The organism is uncultured Brevundimonas sp., assembly GCF_947305955.1.
In the GTDB taxonomy this organism is placed as follows: Bacteria; Pseudomonadota; Alphaproteobacteria; order Caulobacterales; family Caulobacteraceae; genus Brevundimonas.
This window is the reverse complement of sequence record NZ_CAMZFB010000012.1, coordinates 1-16,950: the sequence shown is the minus strand read 5'-3', so window position 1 is coordinate 16,950 and position 16,950 is coordinate 1. Positions and strand designations below refer to the sequence as shown.

16 protein-coding genes and 2 tRNA genes are annotated in these 16,950 nt (G+C 61.8%); 7 read left to right on the top strand and 11 right to left on the bottom strand.

The genetic code is table 11. The features are described 5' to 3' along the window. Positions 1-358: 358 nt before the first annotated feature. Both Q0Y42_RS05000 and Q0Y42_RS04995 read left to right on the top strand, forming a co-directional pair. Positions 359-1,558 carry a CaiB/BaiF CoA-transferase family protein gene (locus Q0Y42_RS05000; protein WP_297800837.1) on the top strand — a complete coding sequence of 400 codons (1,200 nt, stop codon included), beginning with the start codon at positions 359-361 and terminating at the stop codon, positions 1,556-1,558. A 14-nt stretch (positions 1,559-1,572) separates the two neighbouring features. Further along, entirely contained in the window at positions 1,573-2,127 is a 555-nt protein-coding gene (locus Q0Y42_RS04995) for an STM3941 family protein (RefSeq protein ID WP_297800835.1), read from the top strand. 3 nt (positions 2,128-2,130) lie between these two features. On the opposite strand, the gene Q0Y42_RS04990 is transcribed toward Q0Y42_RS04995, so the two are convergent. The 5 genes from Q0Y42_RS04990 to Q0Y42_RS04970 all read right to left on the bottom strand — a co-directional run bounded on the left by Q0Y42_RS04990 (position 2,131) and on the right by Q0Y42_RS04970 (position 6,415). Next, positions 2,131-2,553: a low affinity iron permease family protein gene (locus Q0Y42_RS04990; RefSeq protein WP_297800833.1), complete on the bottom strand. Its 423-nt coding sequence runs from the start codon at positions 2,551-2,553 to the stop codon at positions 2,131-2,133. 33 nt (positions 2,554-2,586) lie between these two features. After that, positions 2,587-3,291: a hypothetical protein gene (locus Q0Y42_RS04985; RefSeq protein WP_297800831.1), complete on the bottom strand. Its 705-nt coding sequence runs from the start codon at positions 3,289-3,291 to the stop codon at positions 2,587-2,589. A gap of 85 nt (positions 3,292-3,376) precedes the next feature. Then, a complete protein-coding gene (locus Q0Y42_RS04980; RefSeq protein ID WP_297800829.1) occupies positions 3,377-3,568 on the bottom strand; it encodes a hypothetical protein in 192 nt (63 codons plus the stop codon). Positions 3,569-3,607: 39 nt separating this feature from the next. Then, entirely contained in the window at positions 3,608-4,048 is a 441-nt protein-coding gene (locus tag Q0Y42_RS04975; RefSeq protein WP_297800827.1) for a hypothetical protein, read from the bottom strand. Positions 4,049-4,168: 120 nt separating this feature from the next. Continuing rightward, positions 4,169-6,415 carry a S9 family peptidase gene (locus Q0Y42_RS04970; RefSeq protein WP_297800825.1) on the bottom strand — a complete coding sequence of 749 codons (2,247 nt, stop codon included), beginning with the start codon at positions 6,413-6,415 and terminating at the stop codon, positions 4,169-4,171. 144 nt (positions 6,416-6,559) lie between these two features. Here Q0Y42_RS04970 and Q0Y42_RS04965 point away from each other — a divergent pair, with 144 nt between their 5' ends. Both Q0Y42_RS04965 and Q0Y42_RS04960 read left to right on the top strand, forming a co-directional pair. Beyond that, on the top strand, positions 6,560-7,363 hold the full coding sequence (locus Q0Y42_RS04965) for a ferredoxin--NADP reductase (RefSeq protein WP_297800823.1): 804 nt from the start codon (positions 6,560-6,562) through the stop codon (positions 7,361-7,363). 61 nt (positions 7,364-7,424) lie between these two features. Then, the gene (locus Q0Y42_RS04960; RefSeq protein ID WP_297800913.1) at positions 7,425-7,697 is read left to right on the top strand and encodes a chorismate mutase; all 273 of its coding nucleotides are present in this window, start codon (positions 7,425-7,427) and stop codon (positions 7,695-7,697) included. Between the two features lie 50 nt (positions 7,698-7,747). Here Q0Y42_RS04960 and Q0Y42_RS04955 read toward each other — a convergent pair whose 3' ends face one another. The 3 genes from Q0Y42_RS04955 to Q0Y42_RS04945 form a co-directional block, all read right to left on the bottom strand. Continuing rightward, positions 7,748-10,021 carry an autotransporter outer membrane beta-barrel domain-containing protein gene (locus Q0Y42_RS04955; protein ID WP_297800821.1) on the bottom strand — a complete coding sequence of 758 codons (2,274 nt, stop codon included), beginning with the start codon at positions 10,019-10,021 and terminating at the stop codon, positions 7,748-7,750. Positions 10,022-10,219: 198 nt separating this feature from the next. Then, positions 10,220-10,573: an Hpt domain-containing protein gene (locus tag Q0Y42_RS04950; RefSeq protein WP_297800819.1), complete on the bottom strand. Its 354-nt coding sequence runs from the start codon at positions 10,571-10,573 to the stop codon at positions 10,220-10,222. Then, positions 10,573-11,982: an amino acid permease gene (locus Q0Y42_RS04945; protein WP_297800817.1), complete on the bottom strand. Its 1,410-nt coding sequence runs from the start codon at positions 11,980-11,982 to the stop codon at positions 10,573-10,575. The genes Q0Y42_RS04950 and Q0Y42_RS04945 overlap by 1 nt, the downstream gene beginning before the upstream one ends. A gap of 191 nt (positions 11,983-12,173) precedes the next feature. Here Q0Y42_RS04945 and Q0Y42_RS04940 point away from each other — a divergent pair. Both Q0Y42_RS04940 and Q0Y42_RS04935 read left to right on the top strand, forming a co-directional pair. Continuing rightward, positions 12,174-12,249: transfer RNA gene (locus tag Q0Y42_RS04940), tRNA-Lys, on the top strand. Positions 12,250-12,323: 74 nt separating this feature from the next. Further along, positions 12,324-12,399, top strand: a tRNA-Lys gene (locus Q0Y42_RS04935). 96 nt (positions 12,400-12,495) lie between these two features. Here Q0Y42_RS04935 and Q0Y42_RS04930 read toward each other — a convergent pair. The 3 genes from Q0Y42_RS04930 to Q0Y42_RS04920 form a co-directional block, all read right to left on the bottom strand. Further along, a complete protein-coding gene (locus Q0Y42_RS04930) occupies positions 12,496-14,901 on the bottom strand; it encodes an ATP-binding protein (RefSeq protein ID WP_297800816.1) in 2,406 nt (801 codons plus the stop codon). Between the two features lie 228 nt (positions 14,902-15,129). After that, positions 15,130-16,296, bottom strand: a complete 1,167-nt coding sequence (locus Q0Y42_RS04925; RefSeq protein WP_297800814.1) for an aminotransferase — start codon at positions 16,294-16,296, stop codon at positions 15,130-15,132. Between the two features lies 1 nt (position 16,297). Then, positions 16,298-16,423, bottom strand: a complete 126-nt coding sequence (locus tag Q0Y42_RS04920; protein ID WP_297800812.1) for a hypothetical protein — start codon at positions 16,421-16,423, stop codon at positions 16,298-16,300. Positions 16,424-16,674: 251 nt separating this feature from the next. Here Q0Y42_RS04920 and Q0Y42_RS04915 point away from each other — a divergent pair. Next, on the top strand, positions 16,675-16,950 hold a 276-nt coding region (locus Q0Y42_RS04915), incomplete at its 3' end, for a hypothetical protein (RefSeq protein WP_297800809.1).

Here is a 16,950-nt window from a genome sequence, read left to right as displayed (position 1 = left end):
TGATCAGACGTAAAAAGGGCGACGGAATGACCCGTTGCCCTTGGAAAACGCTACGCTTACTAGGTACACTTACAGATAGATGCACTAGCACGCCTACTGCGGGCATCACACCGAGAGGTATCGACTTGAAAACAAGTTGGCCCAGCGGTGTGCTCCCGGACCATCAGTGAAAATACGTACGCCTCACCGACGGCTTACTGCCGACCCCACTGCTCAAAAGCTACGCGAGCGTACGCGCGGGGTCGGTTACTCATCATTGATAATATAGACCAACCAAAGCCAAAAAAAGGCAGACCAAGGTCGATGCATCTGTGCGCTGCCTATCGCCTGCAATTGCAGAGTCCTGTATCTGATAGGCATGACCTCGCACCATCCCCGCTCTAACGGCCCGCTTCACGGGGTCAAGGTTTTGGACCTGTCCCGCGTTCTCGCGGGACCGTGGGCCACCCAGACCCTTGCCGACATGGGTGCCGAGGTTATCAAGGTCGAACGGCCCGATGTGGGTGACGACACCCGCCAATGGGGCCCGCCTTTCACGACCACCAAGGATGGTGGGCGCGGGGACGCCGCCTATTTCATGTGCGCCAACCGCGGCAAGAAGTCGGTCGAGCTGGACATGGCTTCGCCCGAGGGAGCCGACACCATCCGCAAACTGGCCCTTGAGTGCGATGTGGTGGTCGAAAACTTCAAGGTCGGCGGCCTGAAGAAATACGGCCTCGATTACGACAGCCTGTCGGCCATCAATCCTCGCCTCGTCTATTGCTCGATCACGGGCTTTGGCCAGACGGGACCGGACGCCCACCGCGCGGGTTATGACTATATGATCCAGGCCATGGGCGGCCTGATGTCCGTTACCGGCCAGCCCGACGGGGCCGAAGGAGCCGAGCCGATGAAGGTCGGCGTGGCCGTCGTTGATGTGTTCACCGGCCTTTATGCCTCCAATGCCATCCTTGCCGCCCTGATGCACGCCCGCGCTACCGGTGAGGGCCAGCATATCGATATCGCCCTGTTCGATGTTCAGGCCGCCGTACTGGCCAATCAGGCAACCAACTGGTTTGTCTCGGGCAAGGTGCCGACCCGCATGGGCAATGCCCACCCGAACCTGTCACCGTATCAGCCCTTCCCCTGCTCTGACGGCATGATCATCATTGCCGTGGGCAATGACAGCCAGTTCCGCAAACTGTGCGAGGCGCTGGGCCAGCCCGAACTGGGCACAGACGAACGCTTTGCCAAGAATGCCGACCGCGTCGCCAACCGCGAGCTTCTGATCCCCATCCTAAAAACGCTGACGCAGGTCCACACCATGACCGATCTGATGCAGCGGCTGGAAGATCACGGTGTCCCCTGCGGCCCGATCAACCGCATCGATCAGGTGTTCAACGAACCGCAGGCCCTGCATCGCGCCCTGATGGTCGAGCAATCGCGGGACGACCTGTCAGCGCCCGTCAAAACCGTCGCATCGCCGATCCGGATGTCGAAGACTCCCGTTCGTTACGACCGCCCGCCGCCTGCGCTGGGTGCCGATAATCACGACGTGCTTTCACGTCTGAAAGACTAACGGAAGCCCTGCCGATGAACGCCTTTGTTGCAAGAACGCAGCCTCTCAAGATGATCATCGGCATCATCATCGCCCTGATCTTCGTGGCTGTCGGCGTATGGATGACCGGCATACTGGACAAGCCGGTCACGTCGGCACCCGTAGACGACTTGATCATCCACCCCCTGCCCCAAAGTCCATCCCGATACCCCGACTGGCTGATCAAAACGGGGGGATGGGTATCCATAGTTTTCTTCGGCGGGGTGGCTCTGGTCGGCGCGAAACGGATCACCAGCCCTTCTGAGCATCTGCGGATCGACCGTATGGGCGTTCTGGTGCCGTCCTACACCGAGCATCCGATCCCGTGGGACCAGATTGAACATATCGGTACCTGGTCCCACCGAGGACAAAAAGCGCTGGTGATCAAGTTGTGTGATCCGTCACGCTATCCTCGGGCACCGTGGAAACGGATGTTCGACAGTATGAACAGCGGCTTGTCGGGCGGTGAGATCGGTCTATCCATGCTGGGCACAGACCGGACTCTTGATCAGGCACTGGACGCGGTCGAGAAGTTCCGTCCCAAAAGCTGAGCCTCAAGTCGTCAAATCATCAACTCGCTTGGCCGGACGGGCGCGTACCGGACGGGCCGAGTGTCCGGCATGGATGGCACTGGCGCGCTTTTCGACTTCGGCCAGAATGGCGGCCAGTTCATGATCGGTCAGATGCTCGATGCCGATAAAGCCCGCATCGGCGTGACGGATGGCGAAGATCAACTCATCCAGCTTGGCGTGCATGGCCGCGCTGTCGCGGTTTTGGGAATTCTGGATCAGGAACACCATCAGGAAGGTGACGATGGTGGTGCCGGTATTGATCACCAGCTGCCACGTCTGGCTGAAGTGGAACAGCGGCCCCGTCACCGCCCAAACCACCACCAGAAGCAGGAAGATATTGAAGGTCCAAGGCATTCCGGCCAGACGGGAAGTTGCGGTCGAAAAGGCGCTGAACAGCTTTTCCATTCTCGCTGAACGGCCCGCCCAATAGGCGGTTCCTTAGGCGAATACCCCGCCCAGAAGACCGATAGCGCCCACCAACATCCCGCCGATTTGCGCGGAGATACCGAGAACGAACATCAAGACGATAGCCTTGGCGATCCCGCCCGCGTTGGACTGATACCAACGTCCACGCCCCATGCGTAGAAAGGCCACCATGCCCAGCAGGGTGATCGCAAGCCCCATCCAGACCTGCAGCGTCCCGTTTCCATAGGACCACCACGCCAGCGGCAACATCGGTACGGTCCAGGCATTCAGCCACGCAAAGCTGGCGCGGAAACCCCGACGCCAGCCCAGATCAGCCTTGTCCCACCACCGCAGCAGGGGCGTGACGGCCACCGAATAAAAGACAGAGAGAACCGGCACCATGACCAGGGTCATCCAACCCTCGGCGTCGGCCACAAATCCGTCCCTGGACTTGCCGGTACGCTCCAGCAGCTTGCCCATGACGTCGTCCGGAATACCGTCGAGCATGAAACCCGCGCCGCCCCGCAGAAACAGCAGCAGCATCAGTATCGCATTCAGCGCCAGATAAAGCCGCAAGGGGCGGGCATAGCGACCTCCGCCCTCGGCTCCCTGCTCCATCCATGCTGCCAGAACCTGCGATGGTTTCACCAACAAGTCCCTGGCCGTGACCACCTCTTGCCGACCGAAGCCCAGAATGTCTTCGGCCAGATCCTCACCGGGCTTTTTGGTGTCGGGCATTGGCGTCCCTCAACGCTGCGGCATGGCTGGCGCCACACCGGATCGACTCAACTGATGTGACAGCGGCCCGAACCGCTGCCGCTTCTTACTCGCCTGATGGCTTCTTCTTCGCTTTCGCGGCGACCAGCACGGCGATGAGGGTCGTAAAGACGCCCATGAACACGGTCCCCAAAGCGATCCACACGGCTGGACTACCTTTTCCGCCATCACTGGCCGCAAGTGCCGGAGTAGATACGGCAACCGCAGCGGCGACGAGCGCCCACATCTTCAACTTCATATTCCCCTCCACAGGAGCATGTTCACATGCACCCGTTCGTTAAGCTGCGTTCCGCGTCTGATCCACCGATTTCTGACGAGTCATATAGAGGGCGGCCCGGACAGCACCGACTGATAGCCCTGCTGCAAAGAACGCAAACAGCATGCTGATTTTGTCAGCGATCTGGGTCGTAAAATTATAGTAGAAGCCCAACCCAATCCAAAGCAGGCAGAACACAGGCAACCAAGCCTTTTGGTGCAGCTTGGAAACGCGGTTCATGGCAATGGCGAGAACGGCCAAGCTGCCATTGAGAATGACCATGGGCTCATTGGTCCATCGCGCGTCATAGCCAAGGATATCCGCGTGAAAATGATGGTAGATCCCGGACACAAAATGCGCGACGGCGACCATAAGCCAAGCCTGCTCACCTCGCTCCCACAGGTTGCGCGCCTTCCAGTCCTCATCGATCTTTCGGAACGACAGAAAGATGTGGTCGGCCATCGCCGTTGAGGGCGATTTATATTCCGGACGTCGATCCCATATTGGCCGATTATCCATTCCCCCTATTCCCCCAAAAGAAAGGGGCAGAGACCGTGAAGTCCCTGCCCTTTCGATTCGACCTTACTGCTCGCCCGTTTCGGCGCGGGTGCCGATGGTGCGGTCGAGGAAGTCCAGATAGGTGCGCCACTGGTGCAGTTGGCGGTCATTGCCACGGATGCCGTGGCGCTGCCCCGGATAGAGCATGGTCTCGAACGGAATGCTCTTTTCCTGCAGAGCATTCAGCACGCGGGTGGTGTTCTCGAAGATCACATTGTCGTCCGCCATGCCGTGCATGAGCAGCAGACGGCCCGTCATATTATCCAGGCGCTCCAGAACGTCCGACGCGGCGTAACCGGCCACATTGCCCTGCGGCGTCGACATGTAACGCTCGGTATAGGCGGTGTCGTACAGGCTCCATTCCGTGGGCGGCGCGCCCGAAATAGCAGCGGCCAGACCCATCTGCGGCTCGGTCAGCGCCATCAGGCTCATGAACCCGCCATAGGACCAGCCCATGATGGCGATGCGGTCAGCATCGACATACGGCAGGCTGCGCAGATAGTTGGCACCCAGCACCTGATCCTCGATCTCGGGCTGTCCCATCTTCAGATAGAGCGCCTGTTTGAAGGCTGCCGAACGGTCGCCCTCGCCACGGTTGTCGAGACGGAAGACGATATAGCCCGCCTCGGTCAGCAGCTGGGTCGTGGCTGGCTGCCAAGCCCGTTTTACGCCGCCGCCCGACGGGCCGCCATAGACCTGCATCACGACCGGATATTTCTTGCTCGGGTCAAAGTCCGGCGGGGTGGTCATCTGCCACACCAGCGTCTCGCCGTGGCTTTCCAGCGTGCCGAAGGTCGGCTTCTGCTGGCGCTCTGCGAACGGCCAGAACGGATGGCCCGGTTGCAGCTTGTTCTCTTCGATCCAGCGCACGCGGGTGCCGTCGATGCGGTAAAGCGCCGACTGCGACGGGGTGTCGAGGTCCGAATAGTTGCCGACATAGGCCGTGCCCGTGCCGTTGACCGATGCCGACCACCAGCCGCCACGCGGGGTGATCTCGGTCGGGGTCACGGTACGCTTCAGCGACGCCTTGAACAGTTGCTGCTCGATCGGCAGTTCCTTGCCGTCACGCATGGAGGCGGTGAAGAAGACCTCGCCCGTATCCTGATTGACGCCATCCAGCGACTTCACCGGATATTCGCCGCGCGTGATGGCGCGGATGCGACGGCCGTCCTTGTTATAGAGGTACAGGTGCTGCCAGCCGGTCTCTTCCGACGACCAGATGAAGTTGCCGTCCTTCAGCGCCTTGAAATTGTGCGTCAGCGGCACCCATGCGTTCGAGGTCTGGGTGGCGATCACGCGGCTGCGGCCCGTGGCCGGATCGACGCTCAGCAGGTCCAGCGTCTTCTGGTCACGCGACAGGCGCTGCACATAGGCGACCGAGCCGTCGGCGGCCCAGTTCACACGACCCAGATAGATGTCCTTGTTCGCGCCCAGATCGACCTGAACGCGGTTGCCCGTCGTCACGTCCTGGATGAACAGTTCGACCACGGCATTGGGACGACCCGCACGTGGATAGCGTTGCGAGACCACAGACGCACCGCCGCCCGAGATATCGAGGCGCGGAATGATATCGACCGTCGATTCATCAGTGCGTTGCAGGGCAATGTATTTCTCGTCCGGCGACCACCAATAGCCGGTGTCGCGGTCCAGCTCTTCCTGCGCGATGAACTCTGCCGTCGCCCAGGTGATCAGGTCCTTGCCGTCGGTCGTGATGGCCTGTTCGGCCCCCGTCTCGAGGTTCAGGATCACAAGGTTCTGGTCACGCACGAAGCTGACGAACGAGCCCTTGGGCGAGACCTTGGCGTCGATCTCGTCAGCGGCGGTCTCGGTCAGACGGCGCACCGAGCCATCGGCGCGGTTGGCCAGGAAGATGTCACCTTCCAGCGGGGCAAGGATATAGCGGCCCTGTTCGTCCCAGCTGTATTCCACCACGCCACGCTGGGAAATACGCATGCGCTCGCGGCGGGCCTTTTCGGCCTCCGACAGCTCACCGGCATCAGGCACCAGAGCGCGGGCATCGATCAGTTTGAAGGCATCGCCGCCCGAAACAGGCGCAGCCCACAGGTCCAGCACATCCACGTCATCCTCGCGCGAGCGGAGGAAGGCGACCAGCTCGCCATCGGGCGACAGGCTGACGCCACGGGCGACAGGTCCGGCCAGCGAGGGATTCGCGAAAACCCGCTCCACCGTCAGGATATTGGAAGCGGGAGCGGTGGCCGCGGCAGGCGCGGCGGCGTTCTGGGCCATGACAGGCGTTGCAACTGCGGCCATCAGGATCGTCGAAGCGAGAAGAAGTGTGCGCATGATGTCAGGTTAATGGCCGAAATGCGCCCCGTCACTCGGAAAACATCGCAACGGCGTCTCTGTTGGTGCCACCACCTTTCGCAAATCGTTCGAACGCCCTAGTTAGGGCGCATGACAGACGCCTCCCCTGCAAAGCCCAGCCCGTTCCACGAACTGGAAGTCTTGTGGGTCCGCCACTGGACCGACCAGCTGTTCAGCTTCGGTGTGAAACGCCCCGAGGATTTCCGTTTCCGTTCGGGTGAATTCGTCATGATCGGCCTGCCGGGCGAAGACGGCGGCAAGCCGGTCCTGCGCGCCTATTCGATTGCCAGCCCGTTCTGGGCCGAAGAGCTCGAGTTCTTCTCGATCAAGGTGCCGGACGGTCCCCTCACCTCGCGCCTGCAGAAGATCGTTGCCGGTGACACCGTGCTGATGGGCAAGAAGCCGACCGGCACGCTGGTCCTCGACGCCCTGACGGGTGGCGAGCGCCTGTGGCTGATCGGTACAGGTACGGGTCTGGCCCCGTGGCTGTCGGTCGCGCGTGAGCCGGAAACCTATTCGCGCTTCAAGGAAGTGATCGTCTGCCACACGGTCCGCAATGTGCAGGACCTCGCCTATCGCGACTTCTTCACCAAGGGCATCCACGATGACCCGCTGATCGGGGAAGAAGCCAAGGCCCAGCTGACCTACTATCCCACCGTCACGCGCGAGAAGTTCGAGACGCCGGGCCGTATCACCGACCGCATCAAGTCGGGCGACCTGTTCGCCGACCTGCAACTGCCCATCGGCTTCTCGCCCAACACCGACCGCGTCATGCTGTGCGGCTCGATGGCCATGATCAAGGAGACGGCGGAACTGCTGGAATCCTACGGCCTGAAGGAAGGCTCGAACGCCGAACCGGGTGACTATGTGCTGGAGCGCGCCTTTGTCGGCTGATGTAAAATCCCCGCTGTCGGTCGCCATCGACGAACGCAAGACCCCCGAAGCCTGCGAGACGATGGCGGACGTGCGTCAGGGCGTCGATGCGCTGGACCGCGCCCTTGTCACCCTGCTGGCCGAGCGCCAGCGGTACATGGACGCCGCCGCCCGCATCAAACCCAACCGCGACGCCGTGTTCGATCAGGCCCGTATCGACGATGTGGTGGCCAAGGTGCTGGCCGCCTCTGAGAAGGCCGGACTGTCGCCCGACATCGCCGAGCCTGTCTGGCGTCTGTTGATCGACCGCTGCATCGCGCACGAGTTCGGCAGTTACGACCGCAACCGCGGTTGAACCGGATACAAAAAAGGCGGCCCCGACGGGCCGCCTTTCTCGTATCTGCCTTAGAAGCTCAGGCGATAGCTGAGGGCCAGACTGTTGCGGATGTGGTCGGAACCCTTGGCCCCGCTCCAGTACAGACCCAGTTGGCCGGATTGGCCCACCGGAACGGCCACATTGACGCTGGCCACGACCGCCTCGTCGCCCATCGGCAGGCCCACGATGTCGAAGGCTGCGCTGTCGGCAAAGGCCGCCGTCTGGATGGCTTCCAGATCACCGGAATAGCTTTCCCAGCCCACGCGGGCCGAGACACTGGCCGCACGGCCGTTCGATAAGCTCCAGCGACGCTCGGCACCGATGCCCAGACCCGCCGTGGTCAGATCCTGCGCGTTGTCGCCGATCTCCAGAGCGGCCACGCCACCCTTTTCCGACACGGCATCAACATCGAGCGTGTTGACCGCCAGCGAAGCATAGGGCGACACCGTGGCCCACGCCATCGGCACCGACCATGCAGCCTCGACATAGGCCTGCTGCGAGGTGGCGTCATAATCGCCCTTGAGGGTCTGTGCCGTATCGCCAAAGGCTAGATCGCGGCGCGACGACAGTTCATGCCAAGAGGCGATGGCACCGGCCTGAACGTTCAGTGCGCCCCAGTCACCACGACCGTAAACGCCCAGATGCTGGGTATCGCGGTCGATCTGGCCAAGGCCATTCGACTTCAGCTCACCCTTTTCGAAGCCGACCACGACGCCCGCACGGATCGCTTCACCAAACGACTTGTCGATACCGCCGACGAAGCCCGTCGTTTCGGCCTTCAGTCCGGCATTCTCGCCCAGCGCCTCCATCCGCGTCGATGACGTCAGGGCGCGGCCCCACACGCCATAACCGTTCTCGTCGCGCGCTCCGACCGAACTGATCACGGTACGGCGCAGATTGGCCGCATCCAGCAGCATGGCCGAACGCGCCGAGGCGTGCAGTTCGCCCGCCATCTGCGTGAAGCCCAGACGCGCATTCTGGTCATTCAGACCAATAACCAGATCCGACAGGTCCAGATTATCCGTAATACCTTCGATGGCATTCGCCACCGCCCGCTGGTTCGCGGTCTCGGCGATGTCGACGAAGCGGATGTCATTGCGATCCAGGTTCATGATGACCTGGGTGGCGGTGTAATCCATGCTTACATCGAGGAAGGCGAACTCCGACTGCACGATGTCGAACTGGCCATCGACCCCGCCCGCGGCGTCGATGATCACGAAGCTGGCCGAACGACGGAAATTGGTATTCGATCCCCCGATGTGGTGCAGTTCAGCCCCCTCGCCGATGGTTGCGCGGCCTGCGACACGCAGCGTCCCCGACTTGCCGGTTTCAGGGTCCACAACCACGTACAGGGTGGAATAGACGCCGATATCGAGTTCGCCGATCGTCGGGGTCGTGGCTTCAGGCCGGATGGTTCCGCTCAAGGCGGGGTTCAGCCGCACAAAGTCAACGACACCCGTTCCGGTCAGGTGGGAGTCACCCAGATAAAGGGCACCGCCCAGCCTGCCGTTAACCTCCAGCGTCCCTGCTTCGTAAGACGCGTAAGTGTACCCGTCGAACTGCGAACTATCGCCCGTCAGGATCGTGTGGCCCGCCATAACATTGACGACGCCCTCGCCCGCAATCTCACCGGAATAGGTGAAGGTCCCGCTGTGGTTGAGATTGATGCTGGACTGATTGTTAAGAAGAATACTGGGCGCATTCACAACGCCCGCAGCTTCCGGTGCCGCCCACCCAGTGCCGCCGATCCAGATGACCGCACGGCTTGCACGCGACTCCAAGATGATCTCGCTGCCGACATTCACAACCGCGCCGTTAGAAATGACCAACGTGCTGTCGTCAAAAATGCCACCGTCGCCGCTGATGATCAGGTTGCGGCCCACATCGAGCAGCGATCCGGCACCATCAATCCTGACCGAACCATATTTCGTCCCCCCACCGGGGAGAGCGAGATCGGCATTGATAAACAGCCGCCCACCGTTGGTAACGGATACCGCGCCGGAACTGTGGTTCTCCCCGACAAACAGGTCCTGGAACTCGGCCACCGCCCGATCGTCGATAGTGAGTTCGGCGTCGTCGATGAGCGCGACAGTGTGGCCGACCAGCGTGGTAACCGGCCCCTCGACCAGTACGTCATAGCCGAACGTATAATCGCCAACGTTGACTACCTGCCCGTCGCGAATATGGCTGTAATCCGGTTCAGCCCACGCCGTGGACGGCACCATCAGCCCCGCCACACAAAGGCCGGTCGTCGACAGCAAGGCCGTGCGCATCGCCGTGCGCAGGTTCGAAAATTTGTTCATAGGAGTCCCCGAGTTCAGGGCTCGCTACGAACATAAGACTTTCCGGAGTCTTACATCGGCCCGATTTCCATGAGGACTGAACAACAATACAACCTTGCCGGTTGAAAATCGTGCAAGCTCAACACTTTAAACGATAATCGCGCGCCATGAAAAAGGGCGGCTCAACCGAACCGCCCTTGGTCTTTAAGGTCTATCGCCTCAGCCTTTTAGGCTTCTGAGCGCCAGTTCGTGGCGGTAGGCCGCCACATCGGCCAAAGCCCGATCCAGCGCGTCGCGGACGCGGACCAGATGCCCCTCGGCTACTGCCTCATCGGCACCTTCTGCCGTTCCGCACAGTTCAGCCAGTTCGCCAGCACCGATACCGCCCGCCGATCCGCGAAGGGTGTGGGCCGCGTCGCGCCAGCCTTCCTGCGCCGTGGTCAGCATCGGCCCCCAGATGGAGGCCTGATGCACAAACAGGCCGAGGATTTCATCGCTGATGTCATCCGCACCGGCGGTGGCCCGTTCCAGAACGGAAAAGTCCACCGCGCCTGTCAGATCGCGACGCGCCATCAGGCGGCTTCTTCCTCGCCCTTGGCCAGACGCGAGTGACGCGACGACCAGACGAAGTAGATGACCAGACCCGCCACGTTCCACAGCAGGAACCACAGTTGGGTCGAAGCCTTCAGGCTGGTGAAGAAGAACAGACAGCCGATGATGGTGATCGCGCCGACCACCGGCCACAGCGGGGCCTTGAACTTGCGCTCGCGGCCCGGCTCGCGCAGGCGCAGCACGATCAGGCTGACACCCACGGCGCAGAAGGCCGTCAGCGTACCGGCATTGGCGAGCGAGGCCAGCTCGTCCAGACGCATCACGCCCGCCAGGAAGGCGACGACGATGGCGGTGAACACCGTCACCACGACCGGCACGCCACGGTTGGAAATCTTGGCCAGGCCGGTCGGCAGCAGACCATCACGTGCCATCCCCAGGAAGATACGCGACTGACCGAACAGGAAGGCCAGCAGCACCGTCGGCAAGGCGATGACGGCAGCGGCACCGATCCACTTGGCGGCGGCACCCTGCCCCAGATCACGCAGGATCAGGGCCAGCGGCTCGGGGCTTTCGGCGAAGCGGGCGACCGGAGCCGCACCGATCGCGGCGGCGGCCACGAGGATATACAGCACGGTGCAGATCAGCATGGAGCCGACGATACCGATGGCCAGATCTCGCTCGGGCTTCTTGGTGTCCTCGGCGGCGGTGGCGATGGCGTCAAAACCGTAGAAGGCGAAGAAGATGATCGAGGCAGCGGCCATCACGCCCGTCTGGACAAAGGGCGCACCAAAGCCGTTCGGCATGAACGGAGTAAAGTTGGCGTTGTCGAAGTGCGGCAGCGACAGGGCCACAAACAGCACCAACGCAGCGATCTTGATCAGCACCAGAATGGCATTCAGCGTGGCGCTTTCCTTGGTGCCCAGCAGCAGCAGGCCGGTCACCACGCCAATGATGCCGATAGCCGGCAGGTTGACGATGCCGCCCTCAACGTGCGGCCCCGTCAGCAGCGCTGCCGGAACACCCCATTCCTGAAGGAAGGGCGCGGCATAGCCCGCCCAGCCCACGGCCACGGCGGATACCACCAGCGAGTATTCGAGGATCAGGCTCCAGCCCACGATCCAAGCCAGAATCTCGCCCAGCGCCGCATAAGAATAGGCATAGGCGCTGCCCGAGGCGGGCATGATGGTCGAGAGCTCGGCATAGGACAGTGCCGCACAGGCACAGACCAGACCGGCCAAAGCGAAACTGATGAGAACGGCGGGCCCTGCCAGCCCTGCCCCAACCCCGATCAGGGTCAGGATACCGGTGCCGACAATGGCCCCGATGCCGAGGGCCATCAGGTGCGGCCATCCAAGGGTCTTTTTAAGCGCGGGCCCTTCTTGCGGAGCCAGCATTGCATCGATTGATCTTCGGCGGCTCCAGAAGGCCATGCCTCACTCCCCGACTCTTGTAAAATTGGTTAGAGACTCTCGGTATCACGTTATCAGTGTTGAGAAAATTTCCACGCCGGAAATTTTCCACTTGCATGAATCCGACCCCATCAGTATTAAGCCCACCTCGCCGCGACGCACTGCGTTTCTGCGGGACGCCGGAGCCTCACCAAGGGCTCAAATGACGGTACGGGTGATTAGCTCAGTTGGTAGAGCAGCTGACTCTTAATCAGCGGGTCCACGGTTCGAGCCCGTGATCACCCACCATCATTTCTTCTTAGCGATACTGTTCACAGCACCGCAAAGAGATGACACAGGCTTTAGGGCCTGAACGACGGCATGGGTGATTAGCTCAGTTGGTAGAGCAGCTGACTCTTAATCAGCGGGTCCACGGTTCGAGCCCGTGATCACCCACCATCGTTTCCCTCCTCTTCCTTCATAATCCATCTGACAGCCGCTTCGCCAAGCGGTCCGACGACGAAGGCTGTTTGAACCTTCGCCGCCGCTTGTCGCCTATGGGTTGATGGACGCCGACATGATGTCGAAATCCGCCTCGGCCGATTTCTGGCTCAAGTTGGAGCGGATCTGGATCGCGCTATCTATGGCTTCCAGCAGGCGGTCCAGAACCACCGGCTTGGACAGCTGGGTGTCGGCACCGGCTTCAACGCCCGTGCGGTAATCGTCGGCGCTGTCATTGGCCGAAAAGATCACGATGGCCGCCAGCTCGGTACCGCATTGGACCTCGGCGTGACGGATACGGCGGATGGCTTCCAGTCCGTCCATCACCGGCATCTGGATATCCATCAGGATCACGTCGAACCGCATGGCGGCGGCCGCTTCGACCGCCTCCTGACCATTGACGGCATAGTGCAGCTGATAGTCACGGTCAGCCAGCAACATCCCCACAATGGTTCGGTTGGTCTGGTTGTCGTCAACGATCAGCACACGCATCGGACCAGACGGATCGCGCGGCACTTGCGTCACTGGAGCGGCCTCGGCCTCGGGGGCCTGCTGGACCGGCAGAGGCAGATCGAACCAGAATTGCGCCCCTTCGTTCGGCGCACTCTTCGCCTGAAGCTGTCCTCCCATCAGCGAGATCAGCTTCTGGCTGATGGCCAGCCCCAGCCCAGTCCCGCCGAAGGTACGCGAGATAGAGCGGTCCGCTTGACGATAGCGCTCGAAGATCGACCCGGCGTCCGGCACGTCGAAGCCGATGCCCGTATCGGTGACCACAAACAGAACCCGTTCTGCAGGAAGGTCCACGACATTGATCAGGATGCGGCCTTCGGGCGTGAACTTCAGCGAGTTGCTGATCAGGTTGTTGATCACCTGCGCCAGACGCATGCCATCGCCCATGACCCAGACGTCGTCGCTGAAATCGCTCTGAAGCTCCAGCTTAAGACCCTTGCTCTCGGCCTTGGGACGCCACAGGGCCGTCGTGTCGCGGATCAGACGGGTCAGGTTAAAGACCGTCGGCTCCACCGACAGCTGGCCCGCCTGCATTTTGGCATTGTCCAGAACATCGGACAGCAGACGGTTCAGCAGCTCGCTGGAGCTGTTGATCAGGCGCACCTTCTCGGCGATCTCGGGCGGCAGGTCTTCCTTTTCCAGAGCATCGGCCAAGGCCACCACCCCGTTCAGGGGCGTGCGGATTTCATGGCTGATGTCGGCAAAGAACTGGCCTCGGCGCTCCAACTCCTCGCGTTCACGGGCATTGGCGGCGGTCAGCGCCTTGCTCAGTCGGCGCTGTTTGAACAGCAGGGCCATCGTGATCAGCGCCAGCAGGACCACCATGGCCACCAGCCACGACAAGGTCGCGATGGTCGTTGCGCGATTTTGGCTCTGCGCCTGCACCTCGCGCAGTTGCTTGTCCATATCGCCTACGACTTCGCCCATCACCGAACCGGACAGCTCGCTGGCCGTGCGGAACTGGCGCAGGTGATAGTCGCGCAGAGCCTTCACCCCGCGCTTGTAGTCGCCCGAGGCGATCATCACCTCGGCTTCGGCACGATGGATGGCCGGCGTGAACTCGATCTTGCCCGCATCCAGCCGGTTGCGCAGCGTCGTCAGATCGCGGCGTGCCAAGGCAAGCTGCCCCGTCCGCGCATAGCCGACCGCCCGCCTCGGCAGCATCACGTTATAGATGCGCTCCGGCACATCCAGGTTCGGACCGAACGGCGCATAACATTCCAGCACCTTGGCCCAGTCATCCTTGGCCGCCGCGATATAGCCGCAGAGACTGCCCGCCATCGCCAGCCGCAGCGGCTGTCCATTACGCTGGGCCAGCTCCTGATAGACGCCCGCCACATAGTCCGCGTCATCATACTGGCCGATGTAGCCCAGCGTCAGGGCGAGGTGGTAGGTGCCCTCATAATCTGGCCAAGGATAGCCGGTCTCGGCCATCTTCTCCTCGACCGTGCGCATGGCCGCCAGATAGCCGGCAACATCGTCCAACTGGCCATGGGCCAGACCGACCGCGCGCCAGATCATCACCTCGTCCGCCGGCCCCTCGCCTTCGACGCGCGGCAGGCGCCGAAGGACATCGCCAAGAACCTTTATGGCGGCCGGTGCCTGCTGATTGTCGATCAGCACCCGCGCCTGAAGCGTGCGCGCCATCAGCATAGGCACACCACTACGATAGCGCGCCACGGCGGCGTCGGCCTGCTCCTGCGTCACCGATTGATCGCGCAGTTGCTGGATCGTCAGCGTATTGAGGGCCGCCAGATTGATATAGGTGCGGTTGTTCAGCTGCTGCGCCATGGCCAGCATGCGGGCATTCCACGCCTCCGCCTCGGGGAAGGCGCGCTCGCCCATGCTGACGATTGCCACATGGTGCAGGTGCCTCAGGCTTTCTTCCGACGGATTACCAAGCGCCCTTTGACCAAACTCCTGCAGGCTTTGCGGGCTGGTTGCCAGCACCCGCCGCCTTACGGTCAAGGTATAATCGCGAACGTCACTGTGCAGGCCCGCGCTGACCGACGGTCCCTCCGTGGGCATGGTGTCGCCACTGGGAGCCGCAGGACTATAGGGGGCAAATAGCAACACAGACGCCGCAGCCAGGGCGGCGTAGCTACACTTAACAACTGTGCGGGCCATATCACCTGCTACTCTTTACTGGTCGTTAAGTGTGCGATCAGGCTCCGCAGGTCAACGGTTCTCGAGTTTTTTACGCGCACGGCCCAGCCGATCCGCCGCCTCTCTCAAGACTTCATCCGGCTTGGCAAAGCACAGGCGGATCACGCTCCAGTCCGTATTCGCGGACACGAAGGCCGAGACCGGAATGGCCGCTACGCCGAACTCGCGCACGCACAGGTCACAGAAATCCACGTCCGACGTTTCAATGCCGGATGCCGACAGATCGACATTCAGGAAATAGGTGCCGTCGCTGTCCAGACAGTGGAAACCCTGCGCGGTCAGGGCCTGTTTCAACAACTGGTACCGACGCGCCATCTCGTCCGCAGCGGCATCGAACCATGCGGCGTCATAGGCCAAGCCCTTGGCCACCGCCGTCTGCAGCAGGGGCGGCGTGGCAAAGGTGATGAACTGGTGCGCCCGCGCCACCGGATCGATCAGGTTCTGCGGCCCGCAGACAAAGCCGATCTTCCACCCCGTCAGACCAAACATCTTGCCCGCCGAGCCGATCTTGATGGTGCGCTCGCGCATGCGGGCCACGGCAGGCAGGGGTAGATGCCGTTGCTCGCCCAGCCGCACATGCTCCCAGACCTCGTCACTGATCACCAGCAGGTCGTGGCGCACGCAGACATCTGACAGCAACTCAAGCTCGGAGGGTGGCACCATGCGTGCGGCAGGGTTCATCGGGTTGTTGAAGATGACCGCGCGGGTCTTTGCGCCGACCACGGCATCCAGCGCCTCGGCGGTAATCCGCCAATCGGGCGGTGACAGGGTGACGGATTTGACCACGCCCCCTGCCCGCTCGACCAAGGGGCGATAGGCGTCATAGGCCGGCTCGAAAATCACCACCTCGTCGCTCGGAAGAACCCAAGCAGCAATGGACGCAGCCAGCGCCTCGGTTGCGCCCGAGGTGATCAGCACCTCTTCAGGCGTCAGTTCCAGATGGTGCAGCCTGCCGTAATGCTCGGCCACCGCCGCGCGTAATTCGGGCAGGCCACGCGACGGCGCATACTGGTTCCAGCCATGAACGGCGGCGTCGGCAGCAAACTGTCGGATTTCCAGCGGGCCGGGATCTTCAGGGAACCCCTGCCCCAGATTGATCGCCCCATACTCACGCGCCAATCCGGACATCACCTCAAAGATGGTGACCGACGCATCGGCGTAGCGGGGATCAGGCTCCATCCTAGCGGACAGACATCACGCCGTTGCGCAGCCATTGGGTGAACAGGCGAAACAACAGGCCACCGCTGCGCTTGTGCACGACGCGGCGGGCATGACGACCCTTACCCTTATAGACCTGCAGCGGCATGTCTCAGCACTCCCGAACACGAATCATTGGCTGATTTTGCTCGGATTTTTTTTGGTTGTGAAGAACATGGTTAACCGCCGTTGACCACGAATGACGTTTGAATCCCGTCACTAGGAACGCGGTTAAGTGGCTGTTCACCCTAAGATTTAAGCGCCCGCTAAGCCTGTCTGATCGCCTAGAGTTAACAGCTGCCCGCTAGAACCAGACTCAAGAATGCAATGACAGAGAGCGTCATGACGGGGTCTGTAAGAATGAAGAATTTCGTTTTGGCCAGCCTTACGGCCGCAGTGGCCATGATCGCCGCACCCGGTATCGTCGAAGCCAAGGATACGGCTGGGACCACCTTCCGTATTCGCGCCCGTGTGCCGGTGGCATGCTGGGTACGACCTGACACGACCGTTATCGCCCAGAACGGCGCGTCCGGTACCGTGACCGAAGCGTGCAACAGCCCGGGTGGTTATGTCGTCCAAGCGCATTATCGCCCGCTCGCGAACGGCGAAAGCGCCCAGATTATCTACGGCGACACC